The organism is Streptomyces sp. SID13726 (assembly GCF_010548375.1).
GTDB lineage: Bacteria > Actinomycetota > Actinomycetes > Streptomycetales > Streptomycetaceae > Streptomyces.
In genome coordinates, this window is sequence record NZ_JAAGLY010000003.1 from 670,998 (window position 1) to 690,943 (window position 19,946).

Sequence of the window (19,946 nt, forward strand, 5' to 3'; positions counted from 1 at the left end):
ACCGATGATCGACCCGGGCGGGCGGGGTGACAAGACGCCGGTTCCTGTGAGTCCGCTATCCCCGCAGCGGTACGTCGACGAGGAGCGGCCCGGTGAGTTCGCCCGCTCCGGCGACGAGTTCGGCGAGATGGGTCGCGCTCTCCGCCCGTGTCGCGTCGACGCCGAAGAAGGCGGCCGCCCGGGTGAAGTCCAGGGGGCCCAGTTCGGTGCCGGGGCAGGGGCCCTCAACGCCCATCGCCCGGTAGGTGTCCTGGAGGGTGCGGTAGACGCCGTTGTTCATCACCACGAACAGGACGGGGGTGTGCTGGCGGGCCGCGCTCCACAGGCCCTGGAGGCCGAAGAGGGTGCAGCCGTCGCCCAGGACCGCGACGACCGGGCGGTGCGGTTCGGCGAGGGAACGGCCCACGGCGGCGCCGATGCCCCAGCCCAGGCCGCCGCCGACGGTGTGGGTGTAGCTGCCGGGGCTTTCGAGCCGTACGTGCCGGCGGAGCAGGAGGCCGACGGTGATCGCCTCCTCGACGACCACGGCGTCCGGCGGCAGCGCGCTCGCCACGGCGTGGGCGCCGGCCCAAGGAGCCAGCGGCGCCGGGGAGTAGGCGGCCCGGGCCGCGGCGTCGGCACGCTCGCGGTCCGCGGTGTGCTGTTCACCGGCGCGCAGGACGCGGGCCTTCGCCGTGTGTTCGGGCACCCGGTCGCGCAGCAGGTCCGCCAGACGGTGCAGGGAGGGGCCGAGGGCGCCCACGAGACCGGTGTCGGCCGGGAAGTTGCGGCCGATCTCGTCCGGGTCGGAGTCCAGCTGTACGACCGTGAGGCCGGGCGGCAGGGCGGGGCCCGGGGTGTAGTGGTGGGGGGTGAAGGCGTGGGCGCCCGCGATCAGGACGGTGTCGTACGCGGCCAGGGCGGCGCGGATCGCGTCGTGGCGGGGTGGCAGCATGCCCGCGTAGAGGGGGTGCGTGGTCGGGAAGTTGAGCGCGTCCGCCATCGGCTGGTGGTGGACCGGCGCGCCGCAGGTCTCGGCCGTGCGGATCAACGCGCCCAGCGCGTCCTCGCGGGCCACTCCGTCGCCGGCGACGATCGCCGGGCGGGCCGCCGAGCCCAGGAGGAACGCGGCGCGTTCGATGCCGGGGGCCGGGCCCAGCGGGGGTGTGGGGGTGCGGGGCGGGATCTCCACTTCCGTCTCCTCCTGGAGGAGGTCCATGGGGATCGAGAGGAACACCGGGCCCGCGGGCGGGCGTCGGGCCAGCGCGAAGGCTCTGCGGAGGGCCAGCGGGAGGTCCCGGGCGTGCTGGATGTCGTACGTCGCCTTCACCGCCGGGGTGGCCAGGCCGATGAGGTCGCCGGAGAGCATGGGGTCCTGCTGGAGATGGCGGCGGTCCTGCTGGCCTGCGGTGACCACCAAGGGGGTGCGGGAGCGGCGGGCGTTGAGGAGGCCGATGAGGCCGTTGGCGAGGCCGGCCGCGATGTGGAGGCTGACGAAGGCGGGGCGGGCGGTGGCTCTCGCGTAGCCGTCGGCCATGGCCACGACGGAGCCCTCGTGTACTCCCAGGACGTACTCGGGGGCGTTGTCCTGCTGTGCGAGTGCGGCGAGGAAGGGGAGTTCGGTGGTGCCGGGGTTGCCGAAGATTCGGTCCACGCCCTCGTCTCGGAGGATGTCCAGGACGGCGAGGGCGGGGCGGTGACGCATGGGGGCTCCTCCGTGGGGGCGGGAAGGTGCGACCGGCTCGCTGGCCAGCGTCGGGGAGGTGGGGGTGGGGCGGCAAGGGGGGCGTGTCGCTGAGCGGTATGGGTTGGTGCCGGGCTTTTTTCGCCCCCGCCGCCCCTACCCGTCCCATCCCCAGGGGCTGCTGCCCCTTCGACCCCGCCGCTCCTGGGGGCTGCGCCCCCAGACCCCCCCCATCGGCCCTCAAGGGGCCTCGTCCTCAAACGCCGGACGGGCTGGAACAGCCCAAGCCCGGCGTTCGAGACTCCCTCTCACGCGTCCCCGAACCGCTCCCCCTTCTCCGCCTTCTCCACCAGCAGCGCCGGAGGCGTGAAGCGGTCACCGTAACGGGCCGTCAGTTCGCGGGCGCGGGCCACGAAGCCCGGGAGGCCGCCCTCGTAGCCGTTGATGTACTGGAGGACGCCGCCGGTCCAGCCGGGGAAGCCGATGCCGAAGATGGAGCCGATGTTGGCGTCGGCGACCGAGGTGAGGACGCCCTCCTCAAGGAGTCTGACCGTGTCCAGGGCCTCGGAGAAGAGCATGCGTTCCTGCATGTCCCTGAAGGGGATCTCCGAGCCGGGGCGGGTGAAGTGCTCGCGCAGGCCCGGCCAGAGGGCGGAGCGCCTGCCGTCGTCGCCGTAGTCGTAGAAGCCGCCGCCCCCGCTGCGGCCCGGGCGGCCGAACTCGTCGACCATGCGGTCGATGACCGCCTCGGCGGGGTGGGGCGTCCAGGTGCCGCCGGACTCCTCGACCGCCTGCCTGGTCTCCTTGCGGATCTTGCGCGGGAGCGTGAGCGTCAGTTCGTCCATCAGGGAGAGGACCTTGGCCGGGTAGCCCGCCTGCGCGGCCGCCTGTTCGACCGACGCGGGCTCGATGCCCTCGCCGACCATCGCGACCCCTTCGTTGATGAAGTGGCCGATCACGCGGGAGGTGAAGAAGCCGCGGGAGTCGTTGACGACGATCGGCGTCTTCCTGATCTGCCGGACCAGGTCGAAGGCGCGGGCCAGGGCTTCCTCGCCCGTCCGCTCACCCTTGATGATCTCCACCAGTGGCATCTTGTCGACCGGGGAGAAGAAGTGCAGGCCGATGAAGTCGGTCTGGCGTTCCACTCCTTCGGCGAGCGCGGTGATGGGGAGTGTCGAGGTGTTGGAGCACAGCAGTGCGTCCGGCTCGACGATGTGCTGGATCTCCTGGAAGACCTTGTGCTTGAGGGCCGTGTCCTCGAAGACCGCCTCGATCACCGCGTCGCAGCCCGCCAGGTCCTGGGGGTCGGCGGTCGGGGTGATGCGGGACAGGAGCGCGTCCGCCTTCTGCTGTGTCGTACGGCCCCGGGAGAGCGCCTTGGCGCAGAGCTTCTCGGAGTAGGCCTTGCCCTTGGCCGCCGCCTCCGGTGACACGTCCTTCAGGACGACCTCGATGCCGGCGCGGGCGCAGGAGTACGCGATGCCCGCGCCCATCATCCCGGCACCCAGGACGGCCACCTTGCGGACCTGACGCGGTTCCACGCCCTTGGGGCGGTTGGCGCCGGAGTTGACCGCCTGGAGGTCGAAGAAGAACGCCTGGATCATGTTCTTGGACGTCTGGCCCGCCGCCAGCTCGACGAAGTAGCGCGCCTCGATGACCTGCGCGGTCTCGAAGTCGACCTGGGCGCCTTCCACCGCGGCCGCGAGGATGTTGCGCGGGGCCGGGTAGGGGGCGCCGTTGGTCTGCTTGCGGAGGTTGGCCGGGAAGGCGGGCAGGTTCGCCGCGAACTTCGGGTTGGCGGGGGTGCCGCCGGGGATGCGGTAGCCGGGCTTGTCCCAGGGCTGCTGGGACTCGGGGTTGGCCTCGATGAACGCCCGTGCCTTGGCGAGGAGTTCGTCCTGGGTGGTGGCCACGTCGTCGACCAGGCCGTTCTGGAGGGCACGCTGCGGGGCGTACTGGGTGCCCTGGAGCAGGACCTTCAGGAGGGCGTCCGCGATGCCCAGGAGGCGGACCGTGCGGACCACTCCCCCGCCGCCCGGCAGCAGGCCGAGGGTCACCTCGGGGCAGCCGATCTTGGAGCCGGGCGCGTCGAGGGCGATGCGGTGGTGGCAGGCGAGGGCGATCTCGTAACCGCCGCCCAGGGCCGCGCCGTTGATCGCGGCGACGACCGGCTTGCCCAGGGTCTCGATGCGGCGCAGGTTGCGTTTGATCGCGAGGCCGCCGTCGAAGAGCTCCTGCGCGGTCTCCGGGGTGACCCGGATGAGGTCGCGCAGGTCGCCGCCGGCGAAGAAGGTCTTCTTGGCGGAGGTGATGATGACACCGCGGACGGTGTCCTTCTCGGCCTCCAGGCGGTCGGTGACCACCGCGAGGGAGTCGCGGAAGGCCTGGTTCATGGTGTTGGCGGACTGGTTCGGGTCGTCGATGACGAGGGTGACGACGCCGGTGCGGTCCTGTTCCCAGCGGATGGCCGTGGACTGAGTGCTCATGTGGAAGTGCTCCGTGTGATCCGTCGTATCCGTGGGAGGGGGTCAGATGCGCTCGACGACGGTGGCGATGCCCATGCCGCCGCCGACGCAGAGGGTCGCGAGGCCGTAGCGCTTGTCCTGGCGCTCCAGTTCGTCGATCAGGCTGCCCAGGATCATCGCGCCGGTGGCGCCGAGCGGGTGGCCGAGCGCGATGGCGCCGCCGTTGACGTTGACCTTGTCCAGCGAGAGGCCCATGTCCTTCACGAAGCGCAGGACGACGGCCGCGAACGCCTCGTTGATCTCGACGAGGTCGATGTCGTCGATGGTCAGCCCGGCCTTGGCGAGCGCCTTGCGGGTGGCGGGGGCGGGGCCGGTGAGCATGATGGTGGGCTCGGAGCCGGAGACGGCCGCGGAGACGATCCGCGCGCGCGGGGTGAGGCCGTAGCGCTCCCCCACCTCCTTGGAGCCGATCGCGACGAGGGAGGCGCCGTCCACGATGCCGGAGGAGTTGCCCGCGTGGTGGACGTGGTCGATCTTCTCGACCCAGTGGTACTTCTGGAGGGCCACCGCGTCGAAGCCGCCGAGGTCGCCGATGTCCGCGAAGGACGGCTTGAGCCTGGCCAGGGAGTCGGCGGTGGTGCCGGGGCGCGGGAACTCGTCGTGGTCGAGGACGACGAGTCCGCTGCGGTCCTTGACGGGGACGACCGAGCGGTCGAAGCGGCCGTCCTTGATGGCGTTCGCGGCGCGCTCCTGCGACAGGGCCGCGTACTCGTCGACGTCACGCCGGGAGAAGCCCTCGATGGTGGCGATCAGGTCGGCACCGATGCCCTGCGGCACGAAGTTGACGGCCAGGTTGGTCATCGGGTCGTTGAACCAGGCGCCGCCGTCCGAGGCCATCGGCACCCGGGACATGGACTCGACGCCGCCCGCGAGGACCAGGTCCTCCCAGCCCGAACGCACCTTGGCGGCGGCCATGTTGACGGCTTCCAGGCCCGAGGCACAGAAGCGGTTCTCCTGTACGCCCGCGACCGTGTCCGGCAGGCCCGCGGCGACGGCGGCGATCCGGGCGATGTCGGAGCCCTGGTCGCCGACCGGGCCGACGACGCCGAGCACGATGTCGTCGACGGCCGCCGGGTCCAGGTCGGGGAAGCGGGCGCGGATCTCGTGGATGAGTCCGACGACCAGGTCGATGGGCTTGGTGCCGTGCAGGGCGCCGTTCGCCTTGCCGCGGCCGCGCGGGGTGCGGATCGCGTCGTACACGTACGCTTCGGTGCTCACAAGCAAGCCTTTCAATGAGGGTCGGCCGGGCCGAAGAGCCTTCAGCCGAGCAGGGAACGGCCGATGATCTCCTTCATGATCTCGGTCGTGCCGCCGTAGATGGTCTGGATACGGCCGTCCGTGAAGGCCTTGGCGACCGGGTACTCGCTCATGTAGCCGTAGCCGCCGTGCAGTTGGAGGCAGCGGTCGGCGACCCGCTTCTGGAGTTCGGTCGCCCACCACTTGGCCATGGAGGCGTGGACGGCGTCGAGCTGCCCGATCGAGTGGTCCTCGACGCAGCGGTCGAGGAACGTCCGGGTGACCGCGCACTCGGTGGCCATCTCGGCTATCTCGAACCGGATGTGCTGCTTGGTGGCGAGGGGCCGCCCGAAGGCCTCGCGCTCCTTGACGTACTCGGTGGTGATCTCCAGGAGGTGCTCGGCGGCGGCGATCGCGGCGACGGCGATGCTCAGGCGCTCCTGCGCGAGGTTGGTCATCAGGTGCACGAAGGCGCCGTCGCGCTCGCCGAGGAGGTTCTCCTTGGGCACGTGCACGTCGTGGAAGAACAACTCGGCGGTGTCCTGGGCCTTCTGGCCGATCTTGTCGAGGTTGCGGCCACGTTCGAAGCCCTCCGTGCCGCGCTCGACGACGAGGAGAGACAGTCCGCGGGCGCCGCCCTCGGGGGTGGTCTTCGCGACGACGATCACCAGGTCGGCGAGGATCCCGTTGGAGATGAACGTCTTGGAGCCGTTGAGCAGCCAGTGGTCGCCCCGGTCCTCGGCGTGGGTGCGGATGCCCTGGAGGTCGGAGCCCGCGCCGGGCTCGGTCATGGCGATGGCGGTGATCAGGGAGCCGTCGCAGAAGCCGGGCAGCCAGCGGCGTTTCTGCTCGTCGGTGGCGAGGCCGGTGAGGTACGGGCCGATGATGTCGTTGTGCAGGCCCAGGGCGAGTCCGGGGGCGCCCGCGCGCGTGAACTCCTCGGCGAGGACCGCGCTGTAGCGGAAGTCGGCGGTGCCGCCACCGCCGTACTCCTCGGGGACGGCGAGCCCGAGGAGGCCCTGTTTGCCGGCCGCCCGCCAGGCCTCGCGGGAGACGATGCCGTCCTTCTCCCACTGCTCGTAGTACGGCAGGACCTCCCTGGCCAGGAAGGCGCGCACGGTCGCGCGGAACGCGTCGTGCTCGGGGGCGAAGAGCTGCCGCTTCATTCGGGGCCTTTCAGGAGTTCCGGCGCGTCCCAGTCGCGCGCCACATCGGCGGTGCCTGAGCCGGGCCGGGCGGGGCCGGTGCGGACGGCCGTGGGGGTCGCGGAGAAGCGGGGCGCGGGTGCGGGCTGGGTGATGCCACCGTGTTCGGTGAAGGTGCCGCGGGCGGCGAGGTGCGGGTGGTGCGGGGCCTCCCGGAGCGAAAGGACGGGGGCCACGCACGCGTCGGTGCCCTCGAAGACGGCCGTCCAGTCGTCTCTCGTACGACCGCGGAAGCGCTCGGCGACTGCCTCGCGCAGCTCGCCCCAGCGGGTCCAGTCCTTGCGGGCGTCGGCGAAGCCGGGCAGGCCGAGCAGGTCGAGGAAGCGGTCGTAGAACTGCGGCTCCAGGGCGCCCACCGCCATGTATTTGCCGTCGGCGGTCTCGTAGGTGCCGTAGTACGGGCAGCCGCCGTCGAGGAGGTTGGCGCCGCGCCGGTCCTGCCAGCCGCCGGCGGCGGTCATGCCGTGGATCATCGCGGTGAGGTGGGAGGTGCCGTCGACGATGGCGGCGTCGACGACCTGGCCCGTGCCGGTGGCGCGCGCGTGGTGGAGGGCGGCCAGGACGCCGACGACGAGGTAGAGGGAGCCGCCCGCGAAGTCGCCGAGGAGGTTGGCGGGGACGACGGGGGGCCGGCCCGGTTCGCCGATCATGCCGAGGGTGCCGGTGAGGGCGATGTACGCGATGTCGTGCCCGGCGCGGTCGGCCAGCGGTCCGTCCTGGCCCCAGCCGGTCATGCGGCCGTAGACGAGGGCGGGGTTGCGCGCGTGGCAGTCCCCGGGGCCCACGCCGAGGCGCTCGGCGACTCCGGGGCGGTTGCCCTCGATCAGGATGTCGGCGCGGGCGGCGAGGTCGAGCACGCGCGCGGGGCCGTCGGCGGCCTTGAGGTCGATGATCACCGAGCGCTTGTTGCGGTTGGTGACGTCGTAGTCCGGGTCGATCGCGAGTCCGGTGCCGCCGGGGCGGTCCACGCGGACGACGTCGGCGCCCAGGTCGGCGAGGAGCATGGCGGCGAACGGGCCTGGCCCGATGCCGGCCAGCTCCAGCACGCGCACGCCGGCGAGCGGGCCGTGCCCGGACGTCGTTGCCGTTGTCATCCAGCCCCCATTGGCGTGACACAACTGATGTAACACCAGTGATGCTAAGAAAGCGGTCCGGTGGACACAAGACCTGGGCGAGCAAGCGCTTAGCCAATTATCGGCCGGTCAGCGTCCGTCGCACCCCCTCGTCCGGCTCCACACACATCGCACCCCCTCGTCGGGCTCCGCACTTCTCACGCTAGCCTCGGCCACCGACAACGGCGCGTGCGGTGGGATCCAGGAGTGTCATGAGCAGGCTGAAGAGGTCGGACCGTCCCTACGACATCGTGCTCTTCGGGGCCACCAGCTTCGCGGGGACGCTCACCGCCGAGTACCTCGCCGCGCACGGCCCGGACGAGCTGCGCTGGGCGATCGCCGGCCGCAGCGAGGAGAAGCTCAGGGCGCTGCGCGAGCGGCTGCCGGAGGGCACCGAGGTCGGGGTGCTCACCGCCGACGTGTCCGACCCGGACTCGCTGCGCGCGCTCGCCGGGCACGCGCGCGTGGTGGCCACCACCGTGGGCCCCTATCTGACCTACGGCGAGGAGCTGGTCGCCGCCTGCGCCGAGGCCGGTACGGACTATCTCGACCTCTCCGGGGAGCCGGAGTTCGTGGACCTGATGTACGTCCGGCACGACGCACGCGCGCGTGAGACAGGCGCGCGGATGGTACACGCGTGTGGCTTCGACTCGATCCCGCACGACCTGGGGGCGTACTTCACGGTCCGGCAGCTGCCGGAGGGCGTGCCGCTGACCGTCGACGGGTTCGTGACCGCGGACGCCATGTTCTCGGGCGGGACGTTCGCCTCGGCGCTCAACCAGTTCGCGCGCGGCCGGCAGATGATCGCCGCCGCGCGGGACCGGGGCCGGCACGAGCCGCGGCTGGTGGGCCGACGGGCGTCCGCACCGACCGGAACCCCGCGCTACGCGCAGGAGATCGGCGCCTGGGCCCTGCCGCTGCCGACCATCGACGCGCAGATCGTCGAGCGCTCCGCGAAGGTCCTGGAGCGCTACGGGCCCGACTTCCGCTACCGCCACTACGCGGCCGTACGGCGGCTGCCCGTCGCGGTGGGCGGGGTCGCGGCCGTGGGCGCGCTGTTCGCGGCGGCCCAACTGCCGCCCGCCCGGCGCTGGTTGTCCGGCCGGGTCAAGCCGGGTGACGGACCGAGCGCCGAGAAGCGGGCCAAGAGCTGGTTCTCGGTGCGGTTCGTCGGCGAGGGCGGTGGCCGGCGGGTGTTCACCGAGGTGGCGGGCGGCGACCCCGGGTACGACGAGACGGCGAAGATGTTCGCCGAGTCCGCGCTGTCGCTGGCCTTCGACGACCTCCCCGAGACCGCCGGTCAGGTCACGACGGCGGTGGCGATGGGCGACGCGCTGATCGAACGACTGCGGCGCGCGGGCATCACCTTCCGGGTGGCGGCGAGCCGTTGAGCGGGCATCACCTTCCGGGTGGCGGCGAGCCGTTGAGCGGGCATCAGAAGGACCAGCCCGCGACCGTGTAGATCATCCCCACGATCCAGCCGAGCCCCGCGAGCACGCCGAGCACCAGGGCGGCGTTCACCGCGCGCTCGACGGGCCGGTTCGGGTCGGCGAGGGGCTTGGGGGAACGGTGGGTCATGCGGTGCGTCGTCATGCGGAACAGCCTGCCGATCACACCGGGACGCGCACATCCGTACAGATACTCAGACGACGTACTCAGTACCCGCCCCGGCACCGCCCGGTGCCGTCGCCTCGCGCAGGGCCCTCCGGCACAGCGCGTCGGCCCGCCGGGTGGTCTCCGGCAGCCGGTAGGCCGGGGTGAGCGCGAGCGTGTGCGCGCAGGCGTTGTCGAGGCTCACCCGGTGGCCGACGGAGACGAACACCGGCTTCACGGCCTCGCGGGTGCGCAGGGCCCGGCCGACCTCCTCGCCGCCCGCCAGGAGCGGCGCCCACGCGCCGCGCTGGGCGCCGGGATCGTCGTAGGAGAAGGTGAACGGGTTCTTGGCGACACCGATCGTCGGCAGCCCGGTGAGGACGCCGAGGTGGCTCGCGAGGCCGAAGCGGCGGGGGTGGGCGCGGCCGTAGCCGTCGCAGACGACCAGGCCGGGCGGCTCCGGCAGGGCGTCGAGGGCGGCCAGGACCATGGGGATCTCGCGGAAGGCGAGCAGACCGGGGACGTACGGGAAGGAGATCCGCCCGACGGCCGTGGCCTCGGCGACGACCTCCAGGGTCGCCGCGTCCAGGACGACGGCCGCGGCCGCCACGACGTCCCGCTCGTCGTCGTAGGCCACGTCGACCCCGGTGACCCGGCCGGTGCCGGGCGGCGGCCCCAGTTCACCGAGGATCGTCCGGGCCCTCAACTCGTCCTGGACGGCGCGTGCTTGTTCCTCGGTCGCGGGCCAGCCCGCGGGGATGTCTACGGTCGTCATGGTGGGGTCGAGGGTACGGCGGGACGGCGTGGGCTCGCGATCGTGTTCGTACTGGAGCTGACCTGCACCGCGCCCCTGGATGCCGTGGACATCGTGCTGCCGGCGCATGTCGTCTGGCTGGACGAGCGGTACGGCAAGGGGGTCTTCCTGGCGTCCGGGCCCAAGAGCCCCCGCGAGGGCGGGGTGATCCTCGCCGTCGCGGAGGACCGGGTCCGGGAGACGCCCGGCTGAGGGGTCAGCCCTTGCCGCCCAGCGCTCGCTGGAGCTGGCTCTTGTTCATGTCCGAGCGGCCCTTGACGCCCTTGCGCCTGGCCTCCTCGTAGAGCTGGTCGTAGGTCGGGCCCTGTGCGCCCTTCCCGGACCGCCGGCCGCCCCTCTCGCCGGACGACATGTCCTGGGTCGAGGTGCGGCTCGCGGTCTTGGACTCGCCGGAGCGGGCGCGCTCCTTGTTGACCGTGCGGGCCGCGATCTCCTTGGCCCGTCCGGTGCTCTCGCCCCGGTCCTCGGCGCTCTTCCTGATGTGTTCGTACTGGCGTTCACGCTTGGAACTGGAACCGGCCGGCATGGTGGGCACTCCTTTCGCCGTCGGCGACCGGGTACCCACATTCCGCCGCTCACTTCTCCAGACGGGCCACCCGCCCCTTCTCGCCGGCCGCCCAGCAGCCGCCGTCGACCGTGCAGTCCACCGTGTCGTACGAGCCGGTGTCCACGGTCCGCCAGGTGCGGCCGCCGTCGGTGGTGAGGTCCGTGCCGGTGGGGCCGACCGCGAGGGCCGCGGCGCGGCTGTGCGGGAGCCAGGCGACTCCGGAGCGGTAGCCGGGCGGCGGGGCGGCGGCGGGCCGCCAGGTGCGGCCCGCGTCGGTGGTGCGGGCGCCCGCGCGCGGGGAGGGCTGGTCGAGGTTGTAGTCGCCGCCGACGGCGAGTCCGTGCGCGCGGTCGCGGAAGGCGAGCCCGAAGACGCCCTTGGCCGCCGCGCCTCCCGGGATCGGCGCGTCGGAGGCTGTCCAGGTCAGGCCGCGGTCGGCGGAGTGCAGTACACGCGCGCGTGCGGCGCCGCCGGTGGCCAGCCAGACGTCTCGCGGGCCCGAGCTGACCAGGCACTGGCCGCTCGCCGCGAAGCCCGCCTCGCCGTCGAGCGCGGCCGGCATGCCCTTGTTCGGCAGCACCTTCCAGGACCGGCCGCCGTCGGAGGTCGACAGGATGCGGAACTTCCCGTCCACCGGGTCGCTCATGGCGAGGCCGTGACGGCGGTCGAAGAAGGTCAGGCAGTCGTAGAAGGCCTTGGCGTCGGTGTTGCGGAAGGACTCGGTCCAGGTCGCGCCGCCGTCGTCGGTCCGGTACACGCGGGACGCCTCGCCCTCCCCGATGGCCAGCACCACGGCCCGGCGCGCGTCGAACGCCTCGACGTCCCGGAACTGGAGCTCCCCGGCACCCGGCGGTGAGACGTTTCGCCAGCTCGCCCCGCCGTTCGTGGTGCGCAGCACGGTGCCCTGGGTACCGGCCAGCCAGGCGGTGTCCCGGCTGACGGCGGACAGGCCCCGGAACCGCACCTCGGGCGTGCCGCTGTCCTTGAGCTCCCAGTGCGGTGTCCGGCCGTCCGGGTCGTGGGCCTCGGCCGGTACGGCGGTCAGGACGGCCAGCGCCGCCGCACAGGCCGCCCCCACGGCGATCGTCCGGCTCATCGGGCCCGTCCGTCTCTTGCCTCGCGTGTTCCCCAAGCGCCTCATGGCGGGCGAAGCTAGTCCACGCTCCCGGCGCCGTCCAGATGCCCTCGGCCGCCCGCCGGGTGGTGCGCGGGGCGCCACAAGTGTCTCCCGGGGCACGGGAGGCGGGCTGGGTCACACCCGTGCATGAAGACGGTGACAGAGGTCACTCGACTTTCGTGTACACGGATTGACTCATTCCGACGTCTCTCCCAGTGCCCGTCCCATCCCCCCGGAAGTCCAACCAGCCGTCACAAGGGAGCAAGGCGTTGTCCACCGTCATCGAGCAGCCCGTAGAGGCCCGTCTCGTCGCCGCGGCACCGCGGATGCCGAGCATTCCCGCCACCCTGCGCTACGACCGCGACGATCCGTTCGCCGTGCGCATGACCTTCCCGGCCCCGGCCACCCTGGAGGGCGTCGAGGTCTGCTGGACCTTCAGCCGCGAACTCCTCACCACCGGCCTGCTGGAACCCGACGGCCACGGCGACGTCCGGGTGCGGCCGTACGGCTACGACCGCACGGTCCTGGAGTTCCACGCCCCCGAGGGCACCGCCGTGGTGCACGTCCGCACGGGTGAGCTGCGCCGCTTCCTGGAGGCGACGAACACCCTGGTGCCGGCCGGTCTCGAGCACCTCCAGCTGGACCTGGACCACGACCTGGCGGAGCTGATGCGCGACGCCCTGTGAGGCGTCCCGCCCACTCCCGGCAGACGGTCCCGCTCCCGGCAGACGGCCTGCTCCCGCCAGACGGTGAGCCCGCCGTGCCGAGCCCGTCCGCCGACGCGTCGTGCGGCCCCGCGCCCGGCGGCTCCCGCGCGGCCCGAGGCCCCCTTCAGGCGCCCGCCGCCGCGGCCATCGCCGCCCGCAGCTCACGCACGACGGCCCACAGCACCGGCGACCTCTGAGCGCCGCGTTCGATCAGCTCCTCCACCCTCGCCTCGACCCGGGCCTCGTCATGGGCCTCGTCTCGGGCCTCGTCACCGGCGGGTCCCACGCGCGCGTGCAGCGTGCGCAGCCCGGCCGCGGTCGCGAGCGCCACGAGGGCCGCGTCCCGGTCGGAGACCTCCGCGGCGAGCACCGGACCCCACAGGATCTGCCGGGCCTCCTCCTGGAGCGCCTCGGCGACGGCCGGCCGGGCGAGGTCGTGGTCGACCGTGGGGAAGAGCCCGAGGGCCCGCTTCTTGCGCGCCCGCAGATATCCGCCCGCGGTGAGCTGTTCGCGTACGGCGTCCAGGGTGATCCGGGTGTGCAGCGTCACCCAGCTCCCCCACCCGTGCGGCCGGGACTCCCGGACCAGTTCGAGGAGCCCGTCCAGGACGGCGTCCCCGGTCTCCGCGTCCAGGTCGACCGGCGTGGCGATGCCGTCGTCGTCGGTGAGCAGTCCCAGCCGGACCAGCTCGACGAGGGCGCCCGTCCTCACGAGCGGCGGCACCTGGGCGGTGACCTCGGACTTCGAGGTGTCCCAGGCGACCAGATGGAGCCGGGCCGGCAGGGAGAGCGAGGCGTGGGGCACGGGGTCTCCTTCGGGCGGTGAGGGCGGGCCCGCGTTAATCCGTTGACAGCCCTCCGGCCGCCTCGTACGTTGCAGAACGGTTCTGTTGCCGTCGATCGGAGAAGGACGTTGCTCGTCTGAGGTCCTGAGACACCGTGTCACACACCTGAGGTGTGTGCGCTGCGTGCGACCTCGGCATACGAGCCGTTCCCCGGCACCGGGCCTTCTCCTCGCCCCCGGGACCTCTCCGTCGGTCGCAGGTGTCTCGATACGCGTTTGCCCCTTCTCGCTTCGAGCAACCGCGGAGACTCACATGTCTGCTTCCATCACCTGCACCACCCTCGCCTTCTCCTGGCCCGACGGCACCCCCGTCTTCGAGGGCCTCGACGTCTCCTTCGGCCCCGGCCGGACCGGGCTCGTCGGCGTCAACGGATCAGGGAAGTCCACCCTGTTGAAGATGATCGCCGGTGAACTCGCCCCGGCCGAGGGCGCGGTGCGCGTCGCCGGTGAGGTCGGCCACCTCCCGCAGAACGTCACGCTCGACACCTCCCTGAGGGTCGACGAGGCGCTCGGCATCGCCGCGCGGCGGGCCGCCCTGCACGCCATCGAGGCGGGCGACGTGGCCGAGGAACACTTCGAGACGGTCGGCGACGACTGGGACGTGGAGGAGCGCGCGCTCGCCACCCTCGGCGAACTCGGGCTCGGCCACATCGAGTTGGACCGCACGATCGGCGAGATCTCGGGCGGCGAGTCGGTGCTGCTGCGGCTGGCCGCGCTGCTGCTGCGCCGGCCGGACGTCCTGCTCCTCGACGAACCCACCAACAACCTCGACCTGTACGCCCGCAGGCGGCTGTACTCGGCCGTCGCCTCCTGGCCGGGGGTCATGGTCGTGGTCAGCCACGACCGTGAACTCCTCGACCTGGTCGACCAGATCGCCGATCTGCGCTCAGGCGAGGTCACCTGGTACGGCGGCAACTTCTCCGCCTACGAGGCCGCCCTCGCGGTGGAACAGGAGGCGGCGGAGCGGATGGTCCGCGTCGCCGAGTCCGACTTCCGCAAGCAGAAGCGCGAACTGGTGGACGCCCAGGTCAAGTTGGCCCGCCGCAAGCGGTACGGGCAGAAGATGTTCGAGCAGAAGCGCGAGCCGAAGATCGTCATGGGGGCACGCAAGCGCTCCGCCCAGGAGTCCGCGGGCAAGCACCGCATCATGCACGAGGAGCGACTCTCGGAGGCGAAGGAGCGGCTCGACGAGGCGGTGGAGGCCGTACGGGACGACGACGAGATCCGCGTCGACCTGCCGTACACGGCCGTGCCGCCGGGCCGTACGGTGCTGACCCTCATGGACCTGGAACTCGCGTACGGCGCCCGGGTTGCGGGCGGCCTCGACCTGCGGGGCCCGGAGCGGGTCGCGCTGATCGGGCGCAACGGCGCGGGCAAGACGACGCTGCTGCGCACGGTCGCCGGGGAACTGGCGCCGGTGTCGGGCGAGGCGGTGGCCCATGTCCCGCTCCGGTTCCTGCCCCAGCGGCTGGACGTGCTGGACGGCGATCTGACCGTGGCCGAGAACGTGGCCCGGTTCGCGCCGGGCGCCACCAACAACCGGGTCCGGGCCCGGCTCGCGCGCTTCCTGTTCCGGGGTGCCCGGGCCGACCAGCAGGCGTCGACGCTGTCCGGCGGCGAACGCTTCCGGGCCGCGCTCGCCGCGCTGATGCTGGCCGAGCCTGCGCCCCAGCTGCTGATGCTCGACGAGCCGACGAACAACCTCGACATGGCGAGCGTGCGTCAGCTGACGACGGCCCTGGAGTCGTACGAGGGGGCGCTGATCGTGGCCGGCCACGACGTGCCGTTCCTGGAGTCGATCGGCATCACGCGCTGGCTGATGCTGGACGGGGAGCTGCGCGAGGTCACCCCGGAGGAGGTGGTGTCCGCCTCGTAGCGATCACGGCCGCCAGATCCGCGCCCGCCCGGAGCAACTCGACGCTCCGGGCGGCGATCCGGTCGAGCCGTACCCGCAGGATGCGCCGGGCGTCCTCCAGGCCCTCGGCGTCGTCCAGGGAGCCCATGATCTCGCGCACGGCGGGAATGCCGTAGCCGCCGGCGCGCAGGGCGGCGACGACACGTGCCGCCCTGATCGCCGGGAGGCCGTAGCGACGAGCGCGCAGGGTCGTCACCCGCTCGGGGCGGACGAGGCCCTCCTCCTCCCAGAACCGCAGGGTCGAGGACCGTACGCCGAGCGCCTCCGCGAGCTGGGTGATCGTCATGGAGTCGTCGTCCCGGCCCGTCTCCTCGGCCCGGATGCCCTGGAGCGCCCGCTGGGCCCGCAGCGCCTCCTCGCGTTCCCGCGCGAGCCTGACGTGGACCTCGTCGACCGCGGCGGCGGCCTCGGAGATCGTCGCCGTCCACAGCCCGGCGAGCAGCCGCCGGGCCTCGACGGGCCCGACGGCTCCGGCGAGACCCCGGTACGCGCGCAGGGCGTGCACATGGGTCGCGGTGTAGACGCGGTAGCCGTTGTCCTGGCGCACGGCCGGCGGAATCACCCCCAGCCGCTCCAGGTCGCGCACCTGCTGCACCGAGTACCCGGACTCCTCGGCGACCTCGACCGTCCGCACTGCCAACCCCACATAAGGACTTGAAGCCGATGCTTGAACCATGAGTATGGAGCAGATCATCACGACCGTGCGCGGCTTCGACGGCGCCCTCGTGGTCGTCCCGGGACCGGGTGGAGACTCTCCGGAGATCGCGTGGGGCGACGCCTTCTTCTATTACGCCCCCGACGGCCATGACGCCCCCGACGGCCGGATGCCTAGGAACACACAGCCGTACGGGACGATCGTCACCAAGGACTACCCCGACGACACCGCCTCTCGCCTCGACCCGCCGGGCCGCTGGCGGGTCAACGTCCAGGTCGGCCGTGCGGAGCTTCCCGGACTCGTCGGCCTCCCCGGCCCCGTAGGCACGGAGCACGACCTCGCGGCGGCCGACGTGCTGCTGCCGCACCCGGTGTACGGCGACCTCGGCTGGATCTGCGTGGTGAATCCGGGCGAGCGGACCACGGAGACGGTCGTACGGCTGCTTAAGGAGGCCCACGAGGCGGCACGCGCGCGTGCGGAGCGACGGCGGGCGTGAACCGCGGCGCGTCTCAGGAGGGCCACAGCCTGACCACGGGGGTTTTGTCGACACGGACCGGCGCTGCATGATGGCTGACCGGCCCCCGTCACGGGCGCCGCCCCTGTCCCGCCGATACGGAGTCCCCTCGTGCCCAGCAAGAAGGCCCTCGTCCGCCGCCCCGGTCCGCGCCTCGCCGAAGGTCTGGTGACGCACGTCGAGCGGGAGAAGGTCGACGTCGATCTCGCGCTCGAACAGTGGGAGGCGTACGTCGAGGCCCTGCGCGCGCACGGCTGGGAGACCGTGGAGGTGGACCCGGAGGACGACTGCCCGGACTCGGTGTTCGTCGAGGACACCGTGGTCATGTACAAGAACGTCGCCCTGATCGCCCGCTCCGGCGCCGAATCCCGGCGCGAGGAGACGATCGGTGTCGAGGAGGCCGTGGCCCGCCTCGGCTGCTCGGTGAACTGGATCTGGGAACCGGGCACCCTGGACGGCGGTGACGTCCTCAAGGTCGGCGACACGATCTACGTCGGCCGGGGCGGGCGTACCAACGCGGCCGGCGTCCAGCAGCTGCGGGCCGCGTTCGAGCCGCTCGGGGCGCGGGTGGTCGCCGTACCGGTGAGCAAGGTGCTGCATCTGAAGTCGGCGGTCACCGCGCTGCCCGACGGGACCGTGATCGGGCACATCCCCAAGGTGGACCGGCCCTCGCTCTTCCCGCGCTTCCTGTCGGTGCCCGAGGAGGCCGGCTCCCATGTGGTGCTGCTCGGCGGCCCCCAGCTGCTGATGGCGGCGAGCGCGCCCAAGACGGCGGAGCTGCTCACCGACCTCGGATTCGAGCCGGTGACGGTCGACATCAGCGAGTTCGAGAAGCTCGAAGGCTGTGTGACTTGCCTCTCAGTGCGACTGCGGGAGCTGTACGCCTGATCGGGTGAGCGCATCATTCCAACGGCCCCGGACCTGCGATTCCGGAATGCCTTGTCATGCCCGCGGAACCCCGCTGATCAGGGATCTTTACGGCGTACTTAACCTACGGTCTCGTAACCTACGGTTTCGTAGCCTACGATTCCGTAGGTTCTCGGCACCGCTCGCCGATCCCCTCGCACTGTCTCGCGTCCCCCTGGAGCACCCGTGACGATCACTTCCCCTCACCTCGGCAGCCCGTCCTCCGCCTGGACCGACGCGCGCCTGCTGTACGCGCTGGAGGAAGTGGTCGAGAAGGAACTCAACCGGCATCTGAAGGTCACCAAGGACTGGATGCCTCACGAGTACGTGCCGTGGGGCGACGGCCGCAACTTCCCCGGCTTCTTCGAGGACGGCGAAGCCTGGGACAAGGAGCAGTCCAAGGTCACCGAGATCGGCCGGATCGCCCTGGTCGTGAACCTCCTCACCGAGGACAACCTCCCCAGCTACCACCACGAGATCGCCTCGCTCTTCGGCCGGGACGGCGCCTGGGGCACCTGGGTGCACCGCTGGACCGCCGAGGAGGGCCGGCACGGCATCGTGATGCGCGACTACCTGCTCGCCTCGCGCGCGGTGGACCCGGACAAGCTGGAAGAGTTCCGGATGGCCCACATGAGCGAGGGCTTCGAGTCGGACAACCGCCACTCGATGCTGCACTCGGTGGCCTACGTCGCCTTCCAGGAGCTCGCGACCCGCGTCTCGCACCGCAACACCGGCCACCAGTCCGGTGACCCGGTCTGCGACCGCATGCTGGCCCGCATCGCGACCGACGAGAACCTCCACATGGTCTTCTACCGCAACCTCCTCAAGGCCGCCTTCGAGCTCGCGCCCGACCTCACGATGATGGCCGTGCGCGACGTCATCGTGAACTTCCGGATGCCCGGCCACGGCATGCCCGGCTTCGAGCGGGCCGCCGCGCAGATGGCGATCGGCGAGATCTACAACATGCGCATCCACCACGACGACGTCCTCCAGCCCGTCCTGCGCTTCCTGAAGGTCATGGAGATCGACGGCCTCGGCCCCGAGGGCCAGAAGGCGCAGGACGAACTCGGCCTGTTCATGGGCGGCCTGGACTCGGAGGCCCTGAAGTTCGACGAGAAGCTGGCGGCACGCAAGGCGCGGCTGGCGGCTCGGGCGGGGGCCTGACACTCCGGTCTGCCGGGCCGGCCGTGCGAGGCGTTGCTTGCCGGTAGTTCGTGACGATGGGAGTGACCCTCAGTGGTCGCGGACGTCCCGCCGCCGCAGCTCCAGCCGCTCCTTCTCGGAGAGGCCGCCCCAGACGCCGAAGCGTTCGTCGTTGGCCAGGGCGTAGTCGAGGCAGGCCGGGCGCATCTCGCACATGCCGCAGATGCGCTTCGCCTCCCGGACCGAGCTGCCCGGCTCGGGAAAGAAGAAGTCCGCCCCGGTCTGCGCACACAGTGCCTGCGCCTGCCAGGCGAGGTCGGTCGGGGTGATGGTGTCGATGTGCATGGTCGAGATCGTGCCGGGCGGCGAAAAACGTTCGATCAACGCCGGATCAACGGCGTCGTTCATGGCCCCCGGCCGCCTCGATGGTCCCCCTGACGCCACAGGCGTGCACGGCGGCGCGCGGAAACGGTTCCTCCGGTCTTCGCGGACGGATCTTCGGCGACGGGCGTTCACGGACGGGTCTGCACGGACGGGCCTTCGGGGACAGGTCTTCGAGGACAGGCCTTCGGGGTCGTTCTGGCGGCGATTGTCAGTGGGCGGTGCAAGACTCGGCAGTGCAGGCAACGGGACCCTTCAGAGGAGGGCGAAGATGCTCACCACCCGTTATGTCACCGGCGCTCCGAACTGGCTCGACCTCGGCACCCCCGACATCGACGGCGCCACTTCCTTCTACGGCGGACTGTTCGGCTGGGAGTTCCGGCCGGGCCCGCCCGAAGCCGGCGGTTACGGCTTCTTCCAGCTCGCCGGCCGGACCGCGGCGGGCGGTATGCAGACCACACCGGAGCAGGGTCCGCCGTCCTGGACCGTGTACTTCCAGACCCCGGACGCGGACGCCACCGCGAAGGCGGCGGAGCAGGCGCACGGCGCGGTGCTGATGCAGCCCATGGACGTGATGGACCAGGGCCGCATGGCGATCCTCGCCGACAAGGCGGGTGTCTCCTTCGGCATCTGGCAGCCCGGGCGGAACAAGGGGCTCGACGTCACCCAGGAGCCGGGCTCGCTGTGCTGGGTCGAGCTCTACACCGCCGACCTGCCGATGGCCGCGTACTTCTACCGCGCGGCGCTCGGCCTGGAGACCTACGGCGTCGAATTCCCCGGCGGCACGTATACGACCGTGCTGCCGGACGGACAGAGCGAGGACGGCATGTTCGGCGGGATCGTGCCGCTCGCCGACGATCCGCTGGAGGCGGAGGCCGGGGCGTACTGGATGCCGTACTTCGAGGTCACCAACACGGACGCGGCGGTCGCGAAGGCGCGGGAGCTGGGCGGCGCGGTACGGCTGCCGGCGACCGATGTGCCGGGGGTCGGCCGGATCGCCAAGCTCGCCGACCCGTACGGCGCGCGCTTCGCGGTGATCAAGAGCGAGCCGCAGTGGCAGTGACAGGGG

At 71.9% G+C, this 19,946-nt stretch carries 19 protein-coding genes and 1 pseudogene; 8 read left to right on the plus strand and 12 right to left on the minus strand.

Translation table 11 applies throughout. The annotated features are described in order from the left end of the window. Positions 1 to 55 precede the first annotated feature (55 nt). The 5 genes from G3I78_RS10330 to G3I78_RS10350 form a co-directional block, all read right to left on the minus strand. Complete coding sequence (locus tag G3I78_RS10330) at positions 56 to 1,684, minus strand: thiamine pyrophosphate-binding protein (protein WP_164422678.1); 1,629 nt, start codon at positions 1,682 to 1,684, stop codon at positions 56 to 58. Between the two features lie 287 nt (positions 1,685 to 1,971). Then, entirely contained in the window at positions 1,972 to 4,149 is a 2,178-nt protein-coding gene (locus tag G3I78_RS10335; RefSeq protein WP_164422680.1) for a 3-hydroxyacyl-CoA dehydrogenase NAD-binding domain-containing protein, read from the minus strand. 42 nt (positions 4,150 to 4,191) lie between these two features. Beyond that, positions 4,192 to 5,406: an acetyl-CoA C-acetyltransferase gene (locus G3I78_RS10340; protein ID WP_164422682.1), complete on the minus strand. Its 1,215-nt coding sequence runs from the start codon at positions 5,404 to 5,406 to the stop codon at positions 4,192 to 4,194. Positions 5,407 to 5,447: 41 nt separating this feature from the next. Further along, the gene (locus G3I78_RS10345) at positions 5,448 to 6,590 is read right to left on the minus strand and encodes an acyl-CoA dehydrogenase family protein (protein WP_164422684.1); all 1,143 of its coding nucleotides are present in this window, start codon (positions 6,588 to 6,590) and stop codon (positions 5,448 to 5,450) included. Beyond that, positions 6,587 to 7,723 carry a CaiB/BaiF CoA-transferase family protein gene (locus G3I78_RS10350; protein WP_164422686.1) on the minus strand — a complete coding sequence of 379 codons (1,137 nt, stop codon included), beginning with the start codon at positions 7,721 to 7,723 and terminating at the stop codon, positions 6,587 to 6,589. Before G3I78_RS10350 ends, G3I78_RS10345 begins: the two co-directional genes overlap by 4 nt. Positions 7,724 to 7,953: 230 nt before the next feature. Between G3I78_RS10350 and G3I78_RS10355 the strand changes: the two genes are divergently transcribed. Further along, positions 7,954 to 9,132, plus strand: a complete 1,179-nt coding sequence (locus G3I78_RS10355; protein ID WP_164422688.1) for a saccharopine dehydrogenase NADP-binding domain-containing protein — start codon at positions 7,954 to 7,956, stop codon at positions 9,130 to 9,132. 43 nt (positions 9,133 to 9,175) lie between these two features. On the opposite strand, the gene G3I78_RS10360 is transcribed toward G3I78_RS10355, so the two are convergent. Both G3I78_RS10360 and G3I78_RS10365 read right to left on the minus strand, forming a co-directional pair. Next, the gene (locus G3I78_RS10360) at positions 9,176 to 9,334 is read right to left on the minus strand and encodes a hypothetical protein (RefSeq protein ID WP_203614735.1); all 159 of its coding nucleotides are present in this window, start codon (positions 9,332 to 9,334) and stop codon (positions 9,176 to 9,178) included. Positions 9,335 to 9,383: 49 nt separating this feature from the next. After that, positions 9,384 to 10,109, minus strand: coding sequence for an endonuclease V (locus tag G3I78_RS10365; protein WP_164422691.1), 726 nt, complete (start codon positions 10,107 to 10,109; stop codon positions 9,384 to 9,386). 42 nt (positions 10,110 to 10,151) lie between these two features. Here G3I78_RS10365 and G3I78_RS10370 point away from each other — a divergent pair. After that, positions 10,152 to 10,325, plus strand: a pseudogene (locus tag G3I78_RS10370) (YciI family protein); the annotation flags it as partial. Between the two features lie 19 nt (positions 10,326 to 10,344). Here G3I78_RS10370 and G3I78_RS10375 read toward each other — a convergent pair. Together G3I78_RS10375 and G3I78_RS10380 are read right to left on the minus strand one after the other, a co-directional pair. Continuing rightward, a complete protein-coding gene (locus tag G3I78_RS10375) occupies positions 10,345 to 10,674 on the minus strand; it encodes a plasmid stabilization protein (protein WP_164422693.1) in 330 nt (109 codons plus the stop codon). A 49-nt stretch (positions 10,675 to 10,723) separates the two neighbouring features. Beyond that, the gene (locus tag G3I78_RS10380) at positions 10,724 to 11,791 is read right to left on the minus strand and encodes an oxidoreductase (RefSeq protein ID WP_164422696.1); all 1,068 of its coding nucleotides are present in this window, start codon (positions 11,789 to 11,791) and stop codon (positions 10,724 to 10,726) included. A 290-nt stretch (positions 11,792 to 12,081) separates the two neighbouring features. On the opposite strand from G3I78_RS10380, the gene G3I78_RS10385 reads away from it, so the two are divergent. Continuing rightward, complete coding sequence (locus tag G3I78_RS10385) at positions 12,082 to 12,498, plus strand: SsgA family sporulation/cell division regulator (protein WP_164422698.1); 417 nt, start codon at positions 12,082 to 12,084, stop codon at positions 12,496 to 12,498. A 145-nt stretch (positions 12,499 to 12,643) separates the two neighbouring features. Here G3I78_RS10385 and G3I78_RS10390 read toward each other — a convergent pair whose 3' ends face one another. Continuing rightward, the gene (locus G3I78_RS10390) at positions 12,644 to 13,324 is read right to left on the minus strand and encodes a GPP34 family phosphoprotein (protein WP_164422700.1); all 681 of its coding nucleotides are present in this window, start codon (positions 13,322 to 13,324) and stop codon (positions 12,644 to 12,646) included. A gap of 292 nt (positions 13,325 to 13,616) precedes the next feature. Between G3I78_RS10390 and G3I78_RS10395 the strand changes: the two genes are divergently transcribed. Beyond that, positions 13,617 to 15,239, plus strand: a complete 1,623-nt coding sequence (locus G3I78_RS10395; RefSeq protein WP_164422701.1) for an ABC-F family ATP-binding cassette domain-containing protein — start codon at positions 13,617 to 13,619, stop codon at positions 15,237 to 15,239. On the opposite strand, the gene G3I78_RS10400 is transcribed toward G3I78_RS10395, so the two are convergent. Then, on the minus strand, positions 15,208 to 15,924 hold the full coding sequence (locus G3I78_RS10400) for a MerR family transcriptional regulator (RefSeq protein WP_343243706.1): 717 nt from the start codon (positions 15,922 to 15,924) through the stop codon (positions 15,208 to 15,210). The two genes, G3I78_RS10395 and G3I78_RS10400, sit on opposite strands and share 32 nt — an antisense overlap. A 34-nt stretch (positions 15,925 to 15,958) precedes the next feature. On the opposite strand from G3I78_RS10400, the gene G3I78_RS10405 reads away from it, so the two are divergent. The 3 genes from G3I78_RS10405 (at position 15,959) to G3I78_RS10415 (ending at position 18,517) form a co-directional block, all read left to right on the plus strand. Beyond that, positions 15,959 to 16,429: a DUF6194 family protein gene (locus tag G3I78_RS10405; RefSeq protein ID WP_164423101.1), complete on the plus strand. Its 471-nt coding sequence runs from the start codon at positions 15,959 to 15,961 to the stop codon at positions 16,427 to 16,429. Positions 16,430 to 16,558: 129 nt separating this feature from the next. Then, positions 16,559 to 17,335, plus strand: coding sequence for a dimethylargininase (gene ddaH / locus G3I78_RS10410; RefSeq protein ID WP_164422705.1), 777 nt, complete (start codon positions 16,559 to 16,561; stop codon positions 17,333 to 17,335). A gap of 204 nt (positions 17,336 to 17,539) precedes the next feature. Beyond that, on the plus strand, positions 17,540 to 18,517 hold the full coding sequence (locus G3I78_RS10415; RefSeq protein ID WP_164422706.1) for an acyl-ACP desaturase: 978 nt from the start codon (positions 17,540 to 17,542) through the stop codon (positions 18,515 to 18,517). A gap of 69 nt (positions 18,518 to 18,586) precedes the next feature. On the opposite strand, the gene G3I78_RS10420 is transcribed toward G3I78_RS10415, so the two are convergent. Then, entirely contained in the window at positions 18,587 to 18,841 is a 255-nt protein-coding gene (locus tag G3I78_RS10420; protein WP_203614736.1) for a WhiB family transcriptional regulator, read from the minus strand. A gap of 307 nt (positions 18,842 to 19,148) precedes the next feature. Here G3I78_RS10420 and G3I78_RS10425 point away from each other — a divergent pair, with 307 nt between their 5' ends. After that, positions 19,149 to 19,940, plus strand: coding sequence for a VOC family protein (locus tag G3I78_RS10425; protein ID WP_164422708.1), 792 nt, complete (start codon positions 19,149 to 19,151; stop codon positions 19,938 to 19,940). Positions 19,941 to 19,946 lie beyond the last annotated feature (6 nt).